General features: G+C 39.1%; 18 protein-coding genes. 8 read left to right on the forward strand and 10 right to left on the reverse strand.

Going from position 1 to position 19,226, the window contains the following annotated elements:
* Window positions 1-12 precede the first annotated feature (12 nt).
* The 5 genes from nadX to AC1DIV_RS01320 are packed head-to-tail and all read left to right on the forward strand — an operon-like array spanning window position 13 to window position 4,492.
* Window positions 13-798, forward strand: coding sequence for an aspartate dehydrogenase (gene nadX, locus AC1DIV_RS01300; protein WP_034312299.1), 786 nt, complete (start codon window positions 13-15; stop codon window positions 796-798).
* Window positions 799-836: 38 nt separating this feature from the next.
* Entirely contained in the window at window positions 837-2,138 is a 1,302-nt protein-coding gene (locus tag AC1DIV_RS01305) for an aromatic ring-hydroxylating oxygenase subunit alpha (protein ID WP_034312297.1), read from the forward strand.
* A 21-nt stretch (window positions 2,139-2,159) separates the two neighbouring features.
* Window positions 2,160-2,669, forward strand: a complete 510-nt coding sequence (locus tag AC1DIV_RS01310; RefSeq protein ID WP_048678819.1) for an aromatic-ring-hydroxylating dioxygenase subunit beta — start codon at window positions 2,160-2,162, stop codon at window positions 2,667-2,669.
* 34 nt (window positions 2,670-2,703) lie between these two features.
* On the forward strand, window positions 2,704-3,492 hold the full coding sequence (locus tag AC1DIV_RS01315; RefSeq protein ID WP_222619771.1) for an SDR family NAD(P)-dependent oxidoreductase: 789 nt from the start codon (window positions 2,704-2,706) through the stop codon (window positions 3,490-3,492).
* Window positions 3,493-3,532: 40 nt separating this feature from the next.
* Window positions 3,533-4,492: a VOC family protein gene (locus AC1DIV_RS01320; RefSeq protein ID WP_340876277.1), complete on the forward strand. Its 960-nt coding sequence runs from the start codon at window positions 3,533-3,535 to the stop codon at window positions 4,490-4,492.
* A gap of 297 nt (window positions 4,493-4,789) precedes the next feature.
* Here the strand turns inward: AC1DIV_RS01320 and AC1DIV_RS01325 are convergent, their stop codons facing one another.
* Genes AC1DIV_RS01325 through AC1DIV_RS01335 form a run of 3 tightly spaced genes read right to left on the reverse strand, consistent with a single transcriptional unit; the run spans window position 4,790 to window position 5,391 of the window.
* Window positions 4,790-5,062, reverse strand: coding sequence for an FCD domain-containing protein (locus tag AC1DIV_RS01325; protein ID WP_445670160.1), 273 nt, complete (start codon window positions 5,060-5,062; stop codon window positions 4,790-4,792).
* The gene (locus AC1DIV_RS01330; protein ID WP_262868817.1) at window positions 5,013-5,135 is read right to left on the reverse strand and encodes a hypothetical protein; all 123 of its coding nucleotides are present in this window, start codon (window positions 5,133-5,135) and stop codon (window positions 5,013-5,015) included. Before AC1DIV_RS01330 ends, AC1DIV_RS01325 begins: the two co-directional genes overlap by 50 nt.
* Window positions 5,125-5,391, reverse strand: coding sequence for a GntR family transcriptional regulator (locus AC1DIV_RS01335; RefSeq protein WP_262868818.1), 267 nt, complete (start codon window positions 5,389-5,391; stop codon window positions 5,125-5,127). Before AC1DIV_RS01335 ends, AC1DIV_RS01330 begins: the two co-directional genes overlap by 11 nt.
* Before the next feature lie 460 nt (window positions 5,392-5,851).
* Between AC1DIV_RS01335 and cuyA the strand changes: the two genes are divergently transcribed.
* Window positions 5,852-6,844: a D-cysteate sulfo-lyase gene (gene cuyA, locus AC1DIV_RS01340; protein ID WP_262868819.1), complete on the forward strand. Its 993-nt coding sequence runs from the start codon at window positions 5,852-5,854 to the stop codon at window positions 6,842-6,844.
* A 620-nt stretch (window positions 6,845-7,464) separates the two neighbouring features.
* Here cuyA and AC1DIV_RS01345 read toward each other — a convergent pair.
* The 5 genes from AC1DIV_RS01345 to AC1DIV_RS01365 form a co-directional block, all read right to left on the reverse strand.
* On the reverse strand, window positions 7,465-9,102 hold the full coding sequence (locus AC1DIV_RS01345; RefSeq protein WP_340876279.1) for an amidohydrolase: 1,638 nt from the start codon (window positions 9,100-9,102) through the stop codon (window positions 7,465-7,467).
* 41 nt (window positions 9,103-9,143) lie between these two features.
* A complete protein-coding gene (locus AC1DIV_RS01350) occupies window positions 9,144-10,487 on the reverse strand; it encodes an APC family permease (protein ID WP_477575651.1) in 1,344 nt (447 codons plus the stop codon).
* Window positions 10,488-10,717: 230 nt separating this feature from the next.
* Window positions 10,718-12,337, reverse strand: a complete 1,620-nt coding sequence (locus AC1DIV_RS01355) for an amidohydrolase (RefSeq protein ID WP_340878514.1) — start codon at window positions 12,335-12,337, stop codon at window positions 10,718-10,720.
* Window positions 12,338-12,370: 33 nt separating this feature from the next.
* Complete coding sequence (locus tag AC1DIV_RS01360) at window positions 12,371-13,714, reverse strand: APC family permease (RefSeq protein WP_340876283.1); 1,344 nt, start codon at window positions 13,712-13,714, stop codon at window positions 12,371-12,373.
* 498 nt (window positions 13,715-14,212) lie between these two features.
* Window positions 14,213-15,094 carry a MerR family transcriptional regulator gene (locus tag AC1DIV_RS01365; protein ID WP_323599527.1) on the reverse strand — a complete coding sequence of 294 codons (882 nt, stop codon included), beginning with the start codon at window positions 15,092-15,094 and terminating at the stop codon, window positions 14,213-14,215.
* Between the two features lie 444 nt (window positions 15,095-15,538).
* Between AC1DIV_RS01365 and AC1DIV_RS01370 the strand changes: the two genes are divergently transcribed.
* Together AC1DIV_RS01370 and sigH are read left to right on the forward strand one after the other, a co-directional pair.
* Window positions 15,539-16,042 carry a DinB family protein gene (locus AC1DIV_RS01370; protein ID WP_340876286.1) on the forward strand — a complete coding sequence of 168 codons (504 nt, stop codon included), beginning with the start codon at window positions 15,539-15,541 and terminating at the stop codon, window positions 16,040-16,042.
* A gap of 607 nt (window positions 16,043-16,649) precedes the next feature.
* Complete coding sequence (gene sigH, locus AC1DIV_RS01375; RefSeq protein WP_063591239.1) at window positions 16,650-17,300, forward strand: RNA polymerase sporulation sigma factor SigH; 651 nt, start codon at window positions 16,650-16,652, stop codon at window positions 17,298-17,300.
* Window positions 17,301-17,533: 233 nt separating this feature from the next.
* Here the strand turns inward: sigH and AC1DIV_RS01380 are convergent, their stop codons facing one another.
* Both AC1DIV_RS01380 and AC1DIV_RS01385 read right to left on the reverse strand, forming a co-directional pair.
* Complete coding sequence (locus AC1DIV_RS01380) at window positions 17,534-17,848, reverse strand: iron-sulfur cluster biosynthesis family protein (RefSeq protein ID WP_048681548.1); 315 nt, start codon at window positions 17,846-17,848, stop codon at window positions 17,534-17,536.
* Between the two features lie 237 nt (window positions 17,849-18,085).
* On the reverse strand, window positions 18,086-18,994 hold the full coding sequence (locus AC1DIV_RS01385; RefSeq protein WP_048681546.1) for a LysR family transcriptional regulator: 909 nt from the start codon (window positions 18,992-18,994) through the stop codon (window positions 18,086-18,088).
* Window positions 18,995-19,226 lie beyond the last annotated feature (232 nt).

Here is a 19,226-nt window from a genome sequence, read left to right on the forward strand (position 1 = left end):
GGATGAAACTACATGAAGTTAGGTTTAATCGGGTGCGGTAATATCGGAAAATTTTTGCTTCAGGCCATTAATAACGACGGACTTCTTCCAGGTGGAAGAATCGTTGCGATTTATGCCCGCCGTGAAGAAGTTGCGGCACAATTAGCTGAAGAATTCAGGACACAGCCATATCGTGATGTCGACGAACTTCTTAAATCCGATGTTGATTTAGTCATAGAGGCTGCAACGATAGAAGCAGCTGAAGAGTATGCATTGAAAGTGCTTAAAAGCGGGAAGGATCTCTTGCTAAGCAGCATTGGCGTGATGGCGAATTCCGCCTTTGAAGAACAATCAAACCAGATTTGTAAATTGAATAACGTGAATATTCTCCTTCCGTCTGGTGCGATTGGAGGTCTAGATGTACTTAAATCGGCAAAAGCGGTGAATGGCCTTGAATCTGTTTGCATCACCACAAGAAAACCGCCAAACGCATTGCCGGCAGGGTCTTCAGTGACAGAAGAAACGGTATTATTTGAAGGAACTGCTGCAGAAGCGATCAAGCAGTTTCCGAGAAACATTAATGTTGCGATTGTGCTGTCTATGGCTGGTCTTGGATCAGAAAAGACGAAAGTGAAAATCATTGCCGATCCAAATGTGTTAAAAAACAATCACCTGATAGAAGCGTCAGGTTCGTTCGGGAAACTGAAACTGGAAGTGGAAAATGATCCGATGCCAAATAACCCGAAAACGAGTTATCTAGCGGCATTAAGCGTTTTGGCGACTCTGCAAAACAAGGAAAAAAGCGTTCAGATCGGGTAATGCATAATGATGTAAAGCTTGGAAGGGAGAGAAAAAGTATGCTTAAAACTGAAAAATCCTTAGAAGAAATGTCGAAACAGCAAGTTGTTGACTATTTGAACGAAACGGTTAAACCAGAGGAAGGCGTTATACCTGCATACCTCCTTGGAGACCCAAAGGTTTATGATATAGAACATGAAAAAGTGTTTTTGAAAACATGGGTTTTTATCGGCCATGATTCTGAAGTACCGAACAAAGGAGACTTCATGACCCGTGAACTTGCTGGCTACTCGCTCATCATTACTCGTGATGCTGAAGGGGAAATCAGGGCGTTTTATAATATGTGCACCCATCGCGGAATGAAACTATGCCGTGCAGATAAAGGGAACAAGTCATTATTTACTTGCCCCTACCATGGTTTTAATTTTAAAAACACTGGTGAACTCGTAGGAGTGCCATTACAAAAGGATATATATGGGGGGAACCTTGACCGCTCGGAAATGGGCCTTCACAAAGTAAAGCTTGAATCCTATAAAGGTCTTTTATTTGGAACTTGGAATGAAGATGCAGAGCCGCTTGAAGAGTTTCTTGGAGACATTAAATGGTATTTGGATATCCTTGTAGGACGTGCAGAAATGGAAGTAATCGGAGTTCCGCAAAGATTCGTTGTTAATTCAAACTGGAAAGTTGGTTCCGATAACTTTGTTGGTGATTCCTATCACACGATGGTCACACACGGATCCATTGCCAAACTGGGCATGGTGCCCAATGCTACCTATTCAAAGCGCGGTTTTCAAATCCATACGGATAACGGGCATGGACTAAACTTAGGGACTCCTAATCCTGACTTCGCTTTCCCGGAAGAATTGAAAGATGAATTTAAAACTAATTTGTCTGAAGAACAATATGGAGTGTTATCAAACTTAAAGAATATGATTGGGAATGTCTTCCCTAACTTATCATTTTTAATATCCCATACAAAAATCAAAGACCAATTCATCTCCAACACTTCCATAAGGATGTGGCGGCCAATCGGTCACAATAAAATGGAAGTGATTGCTTGGATGCTCGTGGAAAAGAACGCCTCCCAAGATTGGAAAGATAGATCAAGAGATTCATTTATCTTGACCTTTAGCCCATCCGGTATTTTCGAACAGGATGATACGGAAGTTTTTACTGATATCACTGAAGCAGCCCAAGGACCAATGCCTTTCCTAAAGAATCTAACCTACAATTATACAATGGGTCTTCATCGTGAACCAGTTGATTTTATAGGTCCTGGTGTTGCTTACGATGATAAATTCACTGAAGCGAGCCAAAGGAATTTTTACAAGTACTGGCTTGAATTGATGACGAAATGATAAACGGGAGGGGGAACGGAAATGAATGTGGAGAAAATGTTGCTCAAATGTCAATTTGAACAATGGCTGTATGATGAAGCTCAATTACTGGATGATATTGAATTTGATGATTGGTTCGATTTAATGCACTCGAGCTTACGCTATCAAATGCCTGTACGTGTTAATAAAGAAGGGGTGGAACGCCCGGATTATTCAACGGAAATGTTTACATTTAATGATGATATTGAGCTGCTGAAACTGCGAGTGGATCGTTTGAAAACGGATTATGCATGGGCGGAAATACCGCCATCAAGAACACGGCGTTTTGTCTCAAATGTACGCGTTAAAGACTATGTTGAAGGTGAAAAGGCAGTCGTCAAGAGCTACCTGCTCATCTATCGTAGCCGCAGCACGGATATTCAACATGATCTGATTTCGGGGGAACGAAATGATGAATTTATTTTCGAAGAAGGTAAATGGAAACTTTCCAAACGAATATTCATTGTTGATCAATCAACGATAAATACCAGAAATCTTGCTATCTTCGTATAATGTTGACTTGGTTAAAAAGAGGAGGCTGGTTACAATGGCAATGGCGTTAAAGGATAAAGTAGTGTTGATTACCGGTGGCAATTCAGGTATCGGGGAGGCTGTCACTAGACGTTTCATACAAGAAGGGGCAAAAGTCAGCATCATCGGCCGCTCGATAGAAACGCTAAAGAAAATGAAAGCGGAATTTGGTGAAGAGATTCTCATTAACCAAGGCGATGTAAGCAAATATGAAGACAATGAGAGGGCTGTCCAGGCCACTGTCGAGCAATTTGGAAAGCTGGATGTTTTCGTTGCCAATGCAGGAGTCTTTGATGGATTTGCTAAATTTGCCGACGTAACTCCCGATGCACTTTCCGATGCATATGATTTTCTGATCGATATTAACGTTAAAGGATCCTTCTTCGGTGCTAAAGCCGCTCTTGAAGAACTGCAAAAATCGAATGGCAATATTATTTTCACCGTGTCCGGTGCCAGTTTTTATCCGGATGGCGGCGGGGTGTGGTACACAGCAAGCAAGCATGCCCAAATAGGGCTGATGCGCCAACTTGCCTTTGAACTCGCTCCTAACATCAGGGTGAATGCTGTAGCGCCTGGTGGCACTCTGACCGCATTATCGGTCATTCCTCCCCTTCGTCCATTCGTTAAAATCGTGGATAATGAAACGAAGGCAAATAGCATAAAAAAAAGAAACCCTCTTCAGCTTGCACAGCTGCCCGAAGATCATGTAGCTGCATATGTCCTATTGGCATCAGACGCAGCGCGTGCAATTACCGGTGAAGTCATCTCCAGTGATGGAGGATTGTCCGTTCGCGGACTGGGTTGAGTTCATAATAAAATAAACTATGGGAAGTAGGTTTATTAGTATGGCTGAATCACTATTGGGCAATAGGAATATTAATCAACTCGCATTTGTTGTAAAAGATATTGAAGCTGCTAATCTAGCTTTCACAAGACTGCTGGGCATTAAGAAGGCAGAACCATTTCTAACTGGTGACAGTTCTGTTTCGAAAGTCACTTTTAGAGGTGTACCAACGGAATCGCAATCCAAACTGGCTTTCCTGAATACGCCGACCGTCCAATTTGAACTCATAGAACCCGATAAAAATCCAGGAACGATGCGTGAGTTCCTGGATGAAGTAGGTGAAGGGATCCACCATATAGCTTTTGATGTAGACTCTATCCATAAGAGGCTGCCAATCATGGAGAAAAATGGTTACCCAGCTTTGCAAACGGGTGAATTCACTTCAAGTGACGGCCGATATGTATATGTGGATACACTAGATGATCACAAAACGTTAGTTGAATTGCTTGAAAGTGCGGAGCCAAGAGAAACGGCATGGGAAAGACCGGAAGATGACAGCATTCAGCCGCTACTAGGGACTAACAAAGTGGAACAGCTTGCGTTTGTTGTCAAAGACCTTGATGCGGCTTCAGATGCATATTGTAAGTTGTTGGGTGTTGAAAAACCTCCCATCATCCATTCTAGTTCATCCGATATTACAAACGTGATTTACAAAGGGAAGCCCACTGAAGGCAAATCAAAATATATGTTCATCAATACTCCGTTCATTCAAATTGAATTGATCGAGCCTGGCGAATCACCCAGTACGTGGAAAGATCATCTTGAAACATATGGTGAGGGTGTTCACCACATCTCTTTTGTCGTTAAAGACATGGAGGCTAAAATGAAGATGCTGGAAGAAATGGGCTATCCGGTCATACAGTCTGGAAACTTTTTTAACGGAAAAGGCCGGTATGCCTATATGGATACAAAAGCGACCTTTAAAGTGATTATTGAATTGCTGGAACGTTTTGATGAGTAAACAAGTAACAATGATCATCAAAAGGTGTTTGGATGAATTGTCTGGGCAATTGGAACTTACATAATTAGAAATAAGAACCCCAAGGGTCATTCAATCGAAAAACCTAACCGTTTTCCCACCTAATCAGCTGATTAACTACCTAGAAGCGCAACCGTAAAAAGCATACAAGGCAATGGTCGGGAAGGGGACTTCAACCATGGCCTTGTACGGTTCGAATAAAAGTGAAAAATTTAACATCAATATGGATCGTATTGACCTTTATTGATTTTTCTACATCTTTGTCACGAATTGCCTGGATTAACTGTAAGTGCTCGTTGTTTCGTTTCTCATATCAAGAATTATCAACCAATGTAACATCCTCGTTACGGGCCGATAAAAAGGAAATTGAAAAGAAAGCCATGATGAATCTGTAGTCGTTTGGAGAAAGGTATTTCTCGAGTAGGAATAAAATAAGCGGTGAAATTCAATGTTTGCACGAATTTCCGCTATTCGGTCATTTTTATTTATTGCTTGTTGCAGTTTACCCGTTGCCCATTCCAGTCTTTTTCTCCTCTTCCGTAATTCCTTCACAGTCTTTTTGTATAGAATGGTTTTCGAGCATTTTACTGATTTCCAATTCCTCCTGCAAAAGTTCAATATCCACATTGGATATGACCATCCCTATGCACAGTTTTCACCTGAAGCAAATTTTCCTGTTCCAATTTCCCCAAAGCTTCACAAACCGGTGTACGGCTACAATTGAATTGCTGGGCGATATCATCTTCCGTTAAACGGACTCCGGGTAAAAATATCCCTTCAATGATCGCATTTATAATAACAAAAAATATAGCTTCCCTTAAGGGCTTAGAATAATAATGTTCTATTTGTTCTGTACTATATTGATAGTGACTGGTTTCCATGGTGTTTCTTGAAAAATATAAAAGTATATTTATTTATCTTAAAAAACGAGTGAAGTCATTTCAACGCTTCATACTTTTTATTATTTATAAAATTCAATGGGATGGATGAAACTACTATTACTAAAGACGCTCAAAAGGCTATCTGTCCATATTGGCAGGGGATAAATCAGGGAAGCCCCCACCCATGCTGTAACTGGGAAACTGCCTGATACTTTTGCGGAAAAAAGGTGGTCATAGAATAAGCGGAAGCACTAATAGTAGGTTTTGATATCATTTTGCCCTGACGAATGATGGATATGAAAATTCTTTTTTACAGATAACCATGCTAGAAGGGAGATTCATGTTGCTCGATTACATAAAGATGCTATGATTGAAATCGAAGCTTATTTTAAATGAAAGAGAATATCAGATTGATATTTTCTTTCATTAATATACATAGAGGAAGCAGGAGGAGTTATTAATGAACTTAGCACAATTCCCCAGGAAGCGATATACACCGACATATACACCAGTTGAGAGACTAGATCATTTTTCTGAAGTTCTCGGGGGCCCATCCATTTACGTTAAACGAGACGATATGCTTGGTCTGACGGCAGGCGGAAATAAAACAAGGAAACTGGAATTCCTTGTTGCCGATGCTTTGGACAAAGGCGCGGATACATTGATTACATGTGGAGGCATTCAATCCAATCATTGCCGCTTGACACTAGCTGCTGCGGTTAAAGAGAAAATGAAATGCATCCTTGTGTTGGAAGAGGGCCTTTCAAATTCTGAACCGGATTTTAACGGTAACTATTTTCTCTACCATTTATTAGGCGCTGAACAAATCAAAGTAGTGCCTAATGGAGCTGACTTAATGCAAGAAATGCAAAAAGTGGCTAAAGAGGTGACAGAGAAAGGAAATCAACCTTACATCATCCCTGTTGGGGGATCCAATGTCATTGGTGCGACGGGATACGTTGCATGTGCTCAGGAGATCTTGGCCCAGTCCTTTGAGCAAGGAATTGATTTGAAAGCAGTTATTTGTGTAAGCGGCAGTGGAGGAATGCATGCTGGTTTGGTGGCAGGATTTCATGGAAATCACAGTGGAGTATCGGTAATTGGAATAAACGTAAGCAGAGGGAAAGCTGAACAAGAAGAGAAAGTTTTTCAGCTTGTTAAGGAAACTTTAACACATATCGGCATTCCGAATTCAATTCCTCGTGAGGCTGTTACGTGTTTTGATGAGTATGTCGGCCCGGGTTATGCTTTGCCTACACCTGAAATGGTGGAAGCAGTCAAGCTAATGGCAAGAACGGAAGGGATATTGCTGGATCCGGTATATACGGGGAAAGCGGCAGCGGGACTCATCGATTTAATACAAAAAGGCACCTTTAAGCCGGAGGATAACATTCTATTTGTTCACTCTGGCGGTGCTTCATCGCTATACGCCAATACGTCTCTCTTTAATTGAGATTTTACGAACCAACTGGTTCGCCGGCACCAGCTGGTCTAAAGTAATCATTTCAAGTTGATCTCGTTGAATAGAATGATGTTCCGAAAGCATCCTCATCCCCTCAAATTTTTTAATAGATCTATTTTAAAACAAGGCTCTTTTCGTAAAGATTGATGTTTTTAAAACGAAACTATTAAAGGTTGATTGGAGCGGAAGTGCGAGACTCCTGCGGGAGCAGCGGGACAGGTGAGACCCCACAGGCGTTTACGCCGAGGAGGCTCACCGCCCGCCCCGCGGAAAGCGAGCATTTGGAGGGGAAATCAACCACAACTCACTACCTGGTAAATAGCAACAAAGTATGTGAAAATAGCCTAAAACAAAAAAGACTGTAGGGAAAAGTGTTCTATCTAAAAGGTAAGTCAAAGTTGATTGGAGCGGGTGTACGAGACTCCTGCGGGAAAAGCGTGTCTAGGGGAAGACCCCACAGGCGAAAGCCGAGGAGGCTCCCCGACCGCCCGCGGAAAGCGAGTGCCCTACGTTCCAATCAACGTCCAAATTGTACTAGTCATAAAAAAGGACAAACTCGATTTGGAGTTTGTCTACAGTCTGAGAGGATTCTACAGTTGTAGAATCCTCCTTTAATGGTACTTTTCGATTAAAGATGTCGTATGATCAAAAACAACTTTTCCATCAACGATCGTTAGCTGTACCTTTGTATTGGGAATTTCTTCTACTGGTATTTCAAAGAGATTTCGTTCTAATACTACGATATCAGCAAGTTTTCCTACTTCTAATGTTCCCAATTCCTTCTCCCTAAAGGAACCATAAGCTGATCCGGCTGTATAAGCTTTCAATGCTTCGGCAAGTGTGATGCGCTCATGTGGATGCCATACCGTTTTTCCGCTGCTGTCGATTCTCGTTACTGCCCGATAGATTTGCAGAAGCGGATCAAGGGTATCGATTGGGAAGTCCGTTCCGAATGCCAATTTCGCTCCGGCTTCTTGCAGTGTATTAATCGAGAAAACATACTTTTCTCGTTCTGTACCAATCCGCTCGGTATAAACACCTCTTTCAGACATCGCAAAGTGATCCGGCTGCATTGAAGCGGTCACGCCTAGCTCTTTGAAACGATGAATATCATCAGGGTGGATCACTTCAATGTGTTCAACAGAATGACGCGAATCTCGTTTACCGTTTGTCTTTTGCGCTTCCTCATAGGCATCTAAAGCAAGGCGAATCGCTCCGTCGCCAATTGCATGAAAACGAATGCTGAAGCCTTCTTTATCAGCATCAACGACCCATTTTTTGATTGTTTCAGGAGGGAACGATGATTCACCTCGTGTATTCGGTTGATCAGCATAAGGTTCAAGTAAATAAGCGGTACGGGCTGTAATGACGCCATCGATAAATTGTTTAAGTCCTGACACACGAAGTTTGTCCGATTGATACGTATCTCGTAATTTTTTGACACGTTCAAGATTGCCATTTAAAGCTGGCCATAAATGAATACGGGCAGTTAAATCTCCATTGTCTTCAAATTCTTTGAAAACATCATAATCATTAAGCATTTCCAATGCTTCTATTGCGAATAAGTCGTGGACGGATGTTACTCCTAAACCAGCCGCATGAGTGAGGAAATTCGTGAAAAGTTCTCTCTTTTGTTCTTTTGTAAAATCATAGGCATGGAGGATAACCGCTTCCATTGCTTTTTCGTATAAAAGACCATTAGGTTCCCCATTTTCGTCTTTTCCAATCATTCCATACGAAGGGTTTTCCGTATGACGGGTAATATTAGCGATTTCAAGTGCCTTTGAATTTACCCATGCGTAATGACCTTCGGCGTGAAACATAAGCACCGGACGGTCGGGGAGAATGCGGTCCAATGAAGACCGATTCGGTAATTGCTGCGTATCCCAATATCCTGCATCCCATGAAGCGCCGATTAACCAAGGATCTTGCGGGCGCGATTCGGCAAATTCACGAATCATTTCCAACGCTTCTTCTTCTGAACGGGCTGGGAATAAATTGGCACTATTCATCGAAACAGCCCCATCCATCATGTGAAGATGGAAATCATGAAAACCCGGTAGAATTAATTGGTCATTAAATTGATGGATTTTGGTATTCTCGCCTGAATAAGGTTTAACCTCCTCTTCAGAACCAACCGCAATAATTTTATTGTCCTTAATCGCAATCGAGGCGGGCTCCGGTTGATCAGAAAGTCCTGTAAATACAGCATTACTTGAAATAATTACATCAGCTAGTTGTTGATTCATTATCTATCATTCCTTTCAATTCTATAGAATGGCTTCTATTATTAAGCTTGTTCAATGGCAAGCTCAGGAGGCGGCTGTCTAAACATTTTTGTAAGGTTAAGAAGGTACACAAATCCGATCGCAAACCAAGTTCCTCCCAGTATTAACGAATAGATGTCTAACTTTATCCAAAAGAAACCTGTAAGAGAAGCACCAATTAACGGAATGATAAGGTACCGAATGGTCCCCATTAAGGAACGCTGCTTTTTTCGGAAATAATAGTGAGCGATAACCGAAATATTAACGAAAGTAAAAGCGAATAATGCACCAAAATTTATAAGAGATACGGCAGTTGTAAGGCTTAAGAAAAGTGCGCTTAGAGCAACGCCTCCTATAATTAATATGTTGAAGACAGGTGTACGATATTTAGGAGAAAGATATCCAAATATTTTGGCAGGAAGTACACGTTCACGTCCCATTGCAAATAAAATACGTGAAGCACTTGTTCCTGACGCAATAGCTGATGAAAAACTTGACATGATTCCTTCAGCGAGCATATAACTTATCAAAAAGTTACCCCCGATATACATTGCAATTTCCATATAGGCAGCTTCCGGGGCTTTAAATGATTGGTAGTCAGGCCAGACAAGCTGTAAAAAGTACGAACCGATAAAATAATATAATCCACCAATGATTGTTACAAGATAAATGGCCCTAGGTATGGATTTTCGCGGGTTTTTCGTTTCTTCAGAAAGAGTTGTTACTGCATCAAATCCTAAAAAGGAAAAGCATAAAATAGGGATGATGGATAGGAAGCCCGGCATATTTATATTTGAATCAATAAACGGGAGGGTCGAAAAAAGCGTTCCTGCACCTTGACCATTTAAAAGCCCCTTTATTGAAAAAATGATGAACAACGCAAGTGTTCCGAATTGCAAGAATAGAAGCCCCATATTAAGCTTAGCCGCTACCTTAATACCGAGAATATTTATAATCGTAACCGTGACGATAAAGAGAATAATCCAGACGTACATAGGAATTAAAGGGAAATAGGCTTTCATTGCAATTCCTAACAATAGAGCACTGATCATTGGACTGAACATATAATCCAGTATAATGGTCCAACCTACGAGAAAACCAATGTGAGGACTTAGGGGTTTTTGCGTAAACGTATAGGCTGCACCCGCATTTGGAAAGGCTTTGACCATTTGCGCATAGCTGTAGGCTGTAAATAGCATAACGATAAAGGCAACGATATAAGCAGTAGTGATCATCCCGTTCGTGCTATGAACAGCAACTCCGTATGTTGAAAACAAAGTAGTTGGGGCCATAAAGGCCAAACCAAAAAACACAACATATTTTAATGGAAGTGAGCGTTTAAGAGTTGGTGAGTTTGAATTATTCATATATCAGTCCCCCTATTTAAATGGCCATCATAGTCATTCTTTATTCCAATGCCATACTGATTCTGCAAAGCAGACCGATCTCCATGCCCAACTTTTCTATAGTTTTTATTTTCCATAGAATGGTCTATTTTCGTATTGAATTTCTAAAAATAATAAGTTGCATATTAAGTAAACGTTTGATGACAAAGATGTACATCCGCTAGTTGATCCTCTTATTCCGAATCGTTTACTTATCTTACTAAAGACCCGGCATAATCATAAACTACTTGACCGTCAACCATTGTTAACAGTACCTTTATATCTGGTATTTCTTCCACAAGCACTTCAAAGAGATTTCGTTCCAAGACGATAATATCAGCAAGTTTACCTGCTTCCAATGTCCCTAATTCCTGCTCTCTAAATGTACCGTAGGCTGGGCCACTGGTATAAGCTTTCAATGCTTCGGCAAGTGTGATGCACTCATGTGGATGCCATACCGTTTTTCCGCTGCTGTCGATTCTCGTTACTGCACGATAAATTTGGAGGAGCGGATTCAAAATATCAATTGGGAAGTCCGTTCCAAAAGCCAGTTTCGCACCGTTTTTTTGTAAAGTATTAATCGAGAAGACATACTTTTCTCGTTCAGCACCAACTTGTTCGGTGTAAACACCTCTTTCAGACATCGCTAAGTGATCTGGCTGCATTGAGACCGTAACACCCAGCTCACTAAAACGATGAATATCATCTGGATGAATAACTTCAATGTGTTCGACGGAATGTCGTGAATCTCGTTTACCATTTGTCTTTTGCGCTTCCTCATAGGCATCTAAGGCAAGACGGATTGCTCCATCTCCAATCGCATGAAAACGAATGCTGAAGCCCTCTTTATCTGCATCAACGACCCATTTTTTGATCGTTTCAGGAGGGAAAGACGTCTCACCGCGTGTTTCTGGTTGATCCGCATAAGGCTCGAGTAGATAAGCTGTACGGGCGGTAATGACACCATCGATAAATTGTTTAAGTCCCGACACACGGAGCTTATCCGATAGATATGTCTCTCGCAATTGTTTGGAGTGCCCAAGATCGCCATTTAATGCAGGCCATAAATGAATACGCGTTGTTAATTTACCGTTGTCTTCGAATTCTTTGAAAACATCTAGTGATTCTATTGTTTTTAAACCATGTAAGTCATTGACAGAAGTCACCCCTAAGCTTGCTGCGTGTGCCAAGAAATTAGAGAAGATTTCATTTTTTTGTGAATTTGAAAAATTAAAGGCATGGCGGATAACCGCATCCATTGCTTTTTCATATAAAATACCATTGGGTTCGCCATTTTCATCTTTTCCTATAATGCCATAGAAAGGATTTTCCGAATGACGAGTAATATTAGCAATCTCCAAAGCTTTCGTATTCACCCATGCATAATGGCCTTCAGCGTGAAACATGAGTGCCGGACGGTCTGGAAGAATATGATCCAATGAATGGCGAGTCGGTAATTGTTGTGTATCCCAATAACCTGCATCCCAAGTAAATCCGATTACCCATTGATTTTCCGGTTTTGATTCGGCGAATTCGCCAATCATTTCCAGCGCTTCATCTTCTGAGCGAGCGGCGAACAGATTGACACTATTGAGGGCAACGGCACCTTGCATGATATGAAGGTGGAAATCATGGAATCCCGGCATAATTAATTGGTCTTTAAACTGATAGATTTTCGTGTGCTCACCTGCGCAGTGTTTAATTTCTTCCTCAGTACCAATCGCAACAATTTTGTTGTCCTTAATTGCAATGGAGGCGGGTTCAGGTTGGTCGGAAAGACCAGTAAATACAGTATTACTTGATATAATTACGTCAGCTACTTGTTGACTCATCATCAATCATTCCCTTCTTTTATAGCTCTATTATTAAGCTTCCTCAAAGGCAAGCTCAGGAGGCGGCTGCCTAAACATTTTCGTTAAGTTTAATAGATAAATAAATCCGATAAGAAGCCAAGTTCCACCTAGTATTAGTGAATGTTTATCTAGATTTATGAAAAACAATCCAATTAGTGCTGCTCCAATAAGCGGGATAATCAAATATTGAATCGTTCCTTTAAAAGATCTCTGTTTCTTTTGAAAAAAATAGTAAGAAACAACTGAAAGATTCACAAAGAAAAAGGCGAATAACGCACCAAAACTAATAAGTGATACAGCTGTCGTTAGATTTAAGAAAAGAGCGCTTAATGCAATCCCGCCAATGAGTAAAATATTGAACACAGGTGTCCGGTATTTCGGTGATAGATAGCCAAAGATTTTTTTCGGCAATACATTTTCCCTTCCCATCGCATACAAAATACGAGAGGCGCTCGTTCCCGATGCAACGGCTGAAGCAGTGGTGGAAGTTAGCCCCACAGCTACAAAGAAGCTCACAAAAATGTTTCCGCCTATATACATCGCGATCTCTAAATAGGCGGATTCAGGGTTAGTGAAAGAATGGAACTCTGGAAAAATTAGTTGTGCAAAATAAGAACTTGTGATAAATAAAAATCCGCCAATCATCGTTATGAAATAGATCGCTTTTGGCAAAGTTCTCGTAGGATCCTTCGTCTCCTCTGACAGAGTAGTTACTGCATCAAAGCCTAAAAAGCTAAAACATAGAATTGGGATAACAGATAGGAGAGCCGGTGCACTAATTTCAGGATCATAAAAGGGAACGGTGGAAAATAATGTCCCTGTTCCTTTTCCTTCAAGAAGACCTTTAATGGACAAAATAAAAAATAGTGCAAACAATAAAAATTGTAAGAAAAGCATATACGTATTAAGTTTCGCTGCTAATTTAATGCCAAGGATGTTGACAGCAGTAATAATCACAATAAATAAAATAATCCAAACAAACATCGGAATGGATGGAAAATAAGCTTTCAATGAAATTCCGACGATTAGGGCGCTGATCATCGGGCTAAATATATAATCAATGATGATTGTCCAACCAACGATAAACCCTATATGTGGACTTATAGATTTTTGCGTAAACGTATATGCTGCTCCTGCTTTTGGGAACGCTTTCACTAATTGGGCATAGCTATAAGCTGTAAATAACATGACAACTAAAGCAATGGCATAAGCCGTTGGCATCATCCCGCTGGTGCTGTCTACAGCAACCCCATATGTTGAGAAAAACGTTTTTGGAGCCATGAATGCCAATCCGAAAAAGACGACATACTTCAAAGTAAGAGTACGTTTAAGAGTTGGTGAATTCGTATTTTCCATTAATCAATCCTCCTTGTGAATTTTTTACTAACGATCGTACACATTCATTAATGTGCACTTAGTGAATAAGCGGATTATTCGGATTATTTAATTTAAAATTCCGTAAATTCAGTCAATGGAAAGGTTATTTGTCTGGATTCATTTAAGGATAACCAATATAAATAGTAACTACTTGTGAACGGATACAACTTGAGCTCTGACTGAATGCTTTTAACCATTTTTTCATAATTGCCTGTCCTCCAATCGGCCGCACAGAGGAGTTGGTAAAGAAGAGTAGCATAATGCAAGGAACAACATGGCCTTGTCTTTTTGATTTCACACTTTTTAATAAAAGGTATCACTCCTTAGAACAAAATGATTTTTCAAAATAAAAGTTTGCTGTTTTCATTTAGGAATGCATCACTCCATTCAATATGTATAAATCCATTATAAAGTCTCGTCTAACACGAGAGTAAATAGCTTCGATACAAAAAAACAGCCTTCGAAATGATAATACTTTCATTTCGAAGGCTGTTCACTTGTTACTTTTTCTTGAATCGGAATTTGTATTTCATAATAAGCTTCATCATATTGATCGGTCAGAGAAACGTCAACCTGCATAATTCGAAAGGCGTCACCGGTAATAATATAGTCATGAGTATCGCAATAATGGAGTTGCTTTTTTAGCTGGGTTAGCATTTTCTCCCTTGTGAGTCCTCCATAATAGGAACATAAAAATAGCCCATTTTCAATTTTTTGGGTTGGTTGCTCTGACTCCTCACCCTGAACAAGAATGAATGATTGAGATTGATAGTCACTTAGGTTAGCGGAAAAGTCAGATGATTGACGAATTTCATCAAAATACTCTTTCTTGATGAAATCTCCAAATTTATTGCTGGCCAAAGCAGGGATGATTCCACCAATCTTGTTTTCGAGCTCCAAATATCCAAAATAAAGATTTTCTGTATCCGCCCAACTTACCGATCTGTCTAGCTGGATGTATTCCCGTTCTTCAAATTGTTTTATCACGATATCCGAATTGCTGTAACTGTTTGTGAAATGTTCAATATTGTATAATCGTGTCATCAAAATATTATGGATACCTTGCAATTTCTTAATTTCTTCCTGTATATTAGCCATTGATTTTTGAAGTGATTGAACCGACTTTTTGACATTGCGATCCGTAAGAAACTGCTTGATTTCTTCTAAGGAAAACCCGATGCTCCTTAACTCTTTGATCGTTCCGAGAACCTCATACTGGGAAATGGAGTAATAACGATAGCCAGTTTCGGGGTCAATATGAAAAGGCTTTAGCAATCCAATTTTATCGTAATGGCGCAACGTATCTACGGTTACACCTCGCAACTTCGCCATTTCTCCTATACTAAGCTTATTTTGCATGGCTTTTCTCCTAACCAATACTGAATTTATATATATTAATTTATATATATTAATAACATGATTTCCCCCTATTATAAAGTAGCGATTCCTGTTGTGTATAGCTAGTGGCAGGAATATTTGTAGAGTACCGCATTCATAAAATTGCAGTCACAAACTTAGACGTCAAGTATTCGATTTAAACAGGGTTAACCATTTCAGCTCTTGAAATGAGTATACTTTTTTGGACTTAAAGGATTAAAATGCAGAAGAGGTAGTACAGTTCAACAGTTTTTCTTGGAAACTTGTAACCGAAACTTCCAGGCGGCCAGTACAAAGCAAAAGCAATGGTTTTCCAATTAGAATGGATATTATTTATTGCATGTTTAATGAGGAATTTGTAATGAGGGAACATATGTTTTATAATGTACTTTAAGTAATTATCAATCGAAATAGGGGAGGTATTATATGTATATTTCAATTTCAGATTTTATTAAAGAATGGAATAAAGAAGCCATACTCACTCAAAATGTCTTGGATAGTTTGACTGATAAATCCTTAGAACAACAAGTTTATCCTGAAGGTCGCACTTTAGGAAGGATTGTGTGGCATTTCACGACGAACATTCCAGATTATCTAGCTCATTTCGGGTTAAAGATAGACCGGATAGAAAGTTCGGAAAATGTTCCATCTTCAGCCCGCGAAATTGCCATCACTTTTAAAAATGTAAGTTCTCATGCAGCCAAAATTATTGAACAACAATGGACAGACGAATCCCTGGGACAAATACAAGAAGCGTTCGGAAGACAGGAAACAAATGCTTCCATCCTTATGGGGCTAATCAAGCATATTGTTCATCATCGCGGACAAGTTACGGTTCTGATGCGTCAAGCAGGAATTAAACCTTCTGGGGTTTATGGACCGCCAAAAGAAGATTGGATTCATTTAGGAGTGGAAAATCCACCGCTTTAAGGACTTATGAATGCTTAAGTTAGGATCTTCTACATACCGGGACATTGGCGAATAATTAAATCCAGTACTCCATTTTATGACTGAGTTAATAATATGTTTTAGCATCCTTTGAAGGGTGCTTTTTTATTTTGCGAAAGAAGGGTTTAAATGAAATCAGCTAATTTAGAGACGATGTTTTAAATGAAACCCTTATTTTTCCATCTAAAGCTAATGAAGGTAGGATAGATTCTTTCATCTCCTTTTGATTAGGCTCTATTAAATCATTAGTGCAGAATAGTACTTTAAGATTATTATTATAATCATGCTATTTGTAAGCCGCCATATGCTGAACCCCCACCATAATTACCACAACCACCGGTACAACTATATCCGTCAATGATAAAGGAGTTAAACAAAACGACTATAATGACGAAATCTTTACCCAATCAATTAAAGCTGACTGAAAGTTTCTAGTTATAAATATCTGGATTTTGTTGAAAAATGTCGTTATTTGCGAATATCATTATCGTCATTTCTGAGATATTATAATATTGAATGCACTTTAATACATTGAAGTAATAATGCGTTCTTTATATCGGGGCTCAATTAAGTGAGTGGAGGAAAATAAATGAGTGTAATCATCGAGAAGAAACGTATGGAAAACTATACTCATATGGAAGATGCAATGTTGGTAGGGAAAATCCATAATGGTGATGAGGATGCACTGGACTTTTTAATCAATAAATACAGATGTGTCGTTCAATCAAATGCATTGAAGTATTTTTTAACGGGTGGAGATAAGGAAGACGTCTTTCAGGAAGGGATGATTGGGCTATATAAGGCCATTCGAGACTACAAAAATTGCAAAAAGGCGTCTTTCAGATCATTTGCGGAACTGTGCATTACAAGACAAATCATAACGGCCGTTAAAGCGGCTATTCGCCAAAAGCATTCTCCCTTAAATAATTATGTTTCATTGTATATGCCTATCCATCAAGGGGAGTCGGAACAGGGTCTAATTGATCTAATCCCTGAACAGAGACAAAATGACCCAGTCACGATCTTAATAAAATCAGAAGAAATTTGTGATATTGAGCTAATTTTAACCGAAGTCCTTAGTGAGTTGGAAAGCAGTGTTGTGGACTTGTACCTGGAAGGAAAAACTTATTTAGAAATATCAAAGGAACTGAATGTTCAAAAAAAGACGATCGATAATGCACTTCAGCGGGTAAAAAGGAAGCTGGAGCGGCACCTCGAGTCCAGAAGAGTGGAAGAATAATAACAATCATTCTTTAAACTTTCGGTCAGTATTAATTTGTAAAATAACAGTGAAACAATTAATAGAATAGATAAAAGTACTTGTTAAAGCATTTTCCTGGTAATGGAGCAGTTAGTGCAGTGCTATCCTATGGGAAATAAAATCCCTCTAGGTAAATGCCGATAAAAAATTCTCTAAGTATGACCAAAAAAAGCCCTACTGAAACAGAAGGGCTTTTTACTATATTCATTTTTTTAATTCACTCTCTTCAATTGGAGATTATACCTCAATGTTTCATCGTCTGAATATAATTTATATCCAAGTCCGTCACTGTAATTGAGGAAGACTTTATCCGGAAGATGCTTTTTAGACTCACTTGAAATTAATATGGGGACTCCAGCAATTATAAATCTCTCATCATCTTCGTTCTTATTATCAATTTTCAATTCATGTTCCACATAAATTGAACAGCTCCCAACATAAATGGCTTCGATACGAATACCTTCATTCTCCTTATAATTCACTTTTAATAGTTGTTCAATCGCTGCTTCTTTAATCTCAATATTCATAAAACCCGCTCCCATATTATTTTTTATCTATACAATCTTCTATTTATTCGTATACCCAATTGTTTATAAGTTAATGTACATGAGAATGACAAGTTTGGATTTACTGAGACTTCTTATTAAGTATAATAAAGCCGATGTTCCCGGTCATCAGGCTTATGATTGTTTAATAAAATCACAAATTAGATCAAAAAACATGTGTTAGTAACTCCATCTTTGGAATAGCTTTCTTTGCAATGATCATCCTATCGGCTTTGCTTTCATGGGCCACTTTTTGTTTAATTCAGTTATAAAAGTCTTTACATTTTTTTTATCTTTCATAATGGGGGAATAGACGTAAGAAAGTGTCCTGTTAAAGGATTCATCTTTTACCTGAATGATAGAAAGGATTTTATTTTGTACATCCCTTTCAATGACACTTCGGGAAAGCAGGGCCAGCCCTGATCCGTTTTTTATAAGTGTTTCTTTAATTCCTTGATTGCTGCTTATCGTGAGTATCGATTTAATTTTCAAACCATTTGAACGTATGACATGATTAAGGTATTCTCTTGTACCAGATCCAACTTCCCTCGTTACCCATGCTTGGTCATGTAAATCAGTAATCTCCACATCGTCTTTATTAGCAAGTCCATGATTGTTAGAAGACACAATGAATAGCTCATCTTGCATGAATGGGTGAACAGAAAGCTCTTTTTCGTTCGTTTGACCTTCGATTAAACCAATATCCACTTTGTATAGCCGAACGGCTTGAACGATTTCTTCCGTGTTCCCAATTACCACTTGAAGTTCAAGTTCAGGATATTCCTCTTGAAGGTCGATGAGTAAAGAAGGAAGGATATACTCTCCTATTGTAAAACTTGCACCTATCTTTAATTCGCCCTTGATGGACCTATCGTGTTCCTGTATGTCTTGTCTGGTCTGTTCATAGATTGTAATCATTTGCTTCGCCCGGTCGTAAAGAATTTCTCCCGTTAAGGTGACTTTCAAAAATTTAGGAGAACGGAGGAATAATTTGGTTTGGAACTCTTCTTCTAATTTTTTAATATGTAAACTAACACTTGGTTGCGACATAAGAAGAATTTCTGCTGTTTTTGTAAAATTCTTGACTTCCACAAGGGTCACAAATGTTTTTAAAGCATCATAGTACATAGAAATTTCTCCTTATTATTAATATTCTTAATAGTTATAATAAATTATATATATTTTACTAATGATGTACCTTCCAGTAAAGTTTTAATGAGAAACTTATTTTAGGAAGAGTATAGGCTGGGAAAGCTATTGTCCTTTGTTGCGTGCTATGAACCTATATAACTGTATTTTTCATTTTTTTTGCAGTTAAAACCGACTTGGTCTATAGGAGTAAACGAGTTAATTAATTTAT

This window comes from Peribacillus sp. 05N428 (genome assembly GCF_056397085.1).

Bases quoted from the DNA above. Each gene is read 5' to 3' on its own strand.
- nadX (WP_034312299.1), top strand. From the start codon at position 13: ATGAAGTTAGGTTTAATCGGGTGCGGTAATATCGGAAAATTTTTGCTT.
- cuyA (WP_262868819.1), top strand. From the start codon at position 5,852: ATGAACTTAGCACAATTCCCCAGGAAGCGATATACACCGACATATACA.
- AC1DIV_RS01365 (WP_323599527.1), bottom strand. From the start codon at position 15,094: ATGCAAAATAAGCTTAGTATAGGAGAAATGGCGAAGTTGCGAGGTGTA.
- AC1DIV_RS01310 (WP_048678819.1), top strand. From the start codon at position 2,160: ATGAATGTGGAGAAAATGTTGCTCAAATGTCAATTTGAACAATGGCTG.
- AC1DIV_RS01360 (WP_340876283.1), bottom strand. From the start codon at position 13,714: ATGGAAAATACGAATTCACCAACTCTTAAACGTACTCTTACTTTGAAG.
- AC1DIV_RS01350 (WP_477575651.1), bottom strand. From the start codon at position 10,487: ATGAATAATTCAAACTCACCAACTCTTAAACGCTCACTTCCATTAAAA.
- AC1DIV_RS01355 (WP_340878514.1), bottom strand. From the start codon at position 12,337: ATGAGTCAACAAGTAGCTGACGTAATTATATCAAGTAATACTGTATTT.
- AC1DIV_RS01305 (WP_034312297.1), top strand. From the start codon at position 837: ATGCTTAAAACTGAAAAATCCTTAGAAGAAATGTCGAAACAGCAAGTT.
- AC1DIV_RS01345 (WP_340876279.1), bottom strand. From the start codon at position 9,102: ATGAATCAACAACTAGCTGATGTAATTATTTCAAGTAATGCTGTATTT.
- AC1DIV_RS01370 (WP_340876286.1), top strand. From the start codon at position 15,539: ATGTATATTTCAATTTCAGATTTTATTAAAGAATGGAATAAAGAAGCC.
- sigH (WP_063591239.1), top strand. From the start codon at position 16,650: ATGAGTGTAATCATCGAGAAGAAACGTATGGAAAACTATACTCATATG.
- AC1DIV_RS01380 (WP_048681548.1), bottom strand. From the start codon at position 17,848: ATGAATATTGAGATTAAAGAAGCAGCGATTGAACAACTATTAAAAGTG.
- AC1DIV_RS01335 (WP_262868818.1), bottom strand. From the start codon at position 5,391: ATGGAAACCAGTCACTATCAATATAGTACAGAACAAATAGAACATTAT.
- AC1DIV_RS01385 (WP_048681546.1), bottom strand. From the start codon at position 18,994: ATGTACTATGATGCTTTAAAAACATTTGTGACCCTTGTGGAAGTCAAG.
- AC1DIV_RS01315 (WP_222619771.1), top strand. From the start codon at position 2,704: ATGGCAATGGCGTTAAAGGATAAAGTAGTGTTGATTACCGGTGGCAAT.
- AC1DIV_RS01320 (WP_340876277.1), top strand. From the start codon at position 3,533: ATGGCTGAATCACTATTGGGCAATAGGAATATTAATCAACTCGCATTT.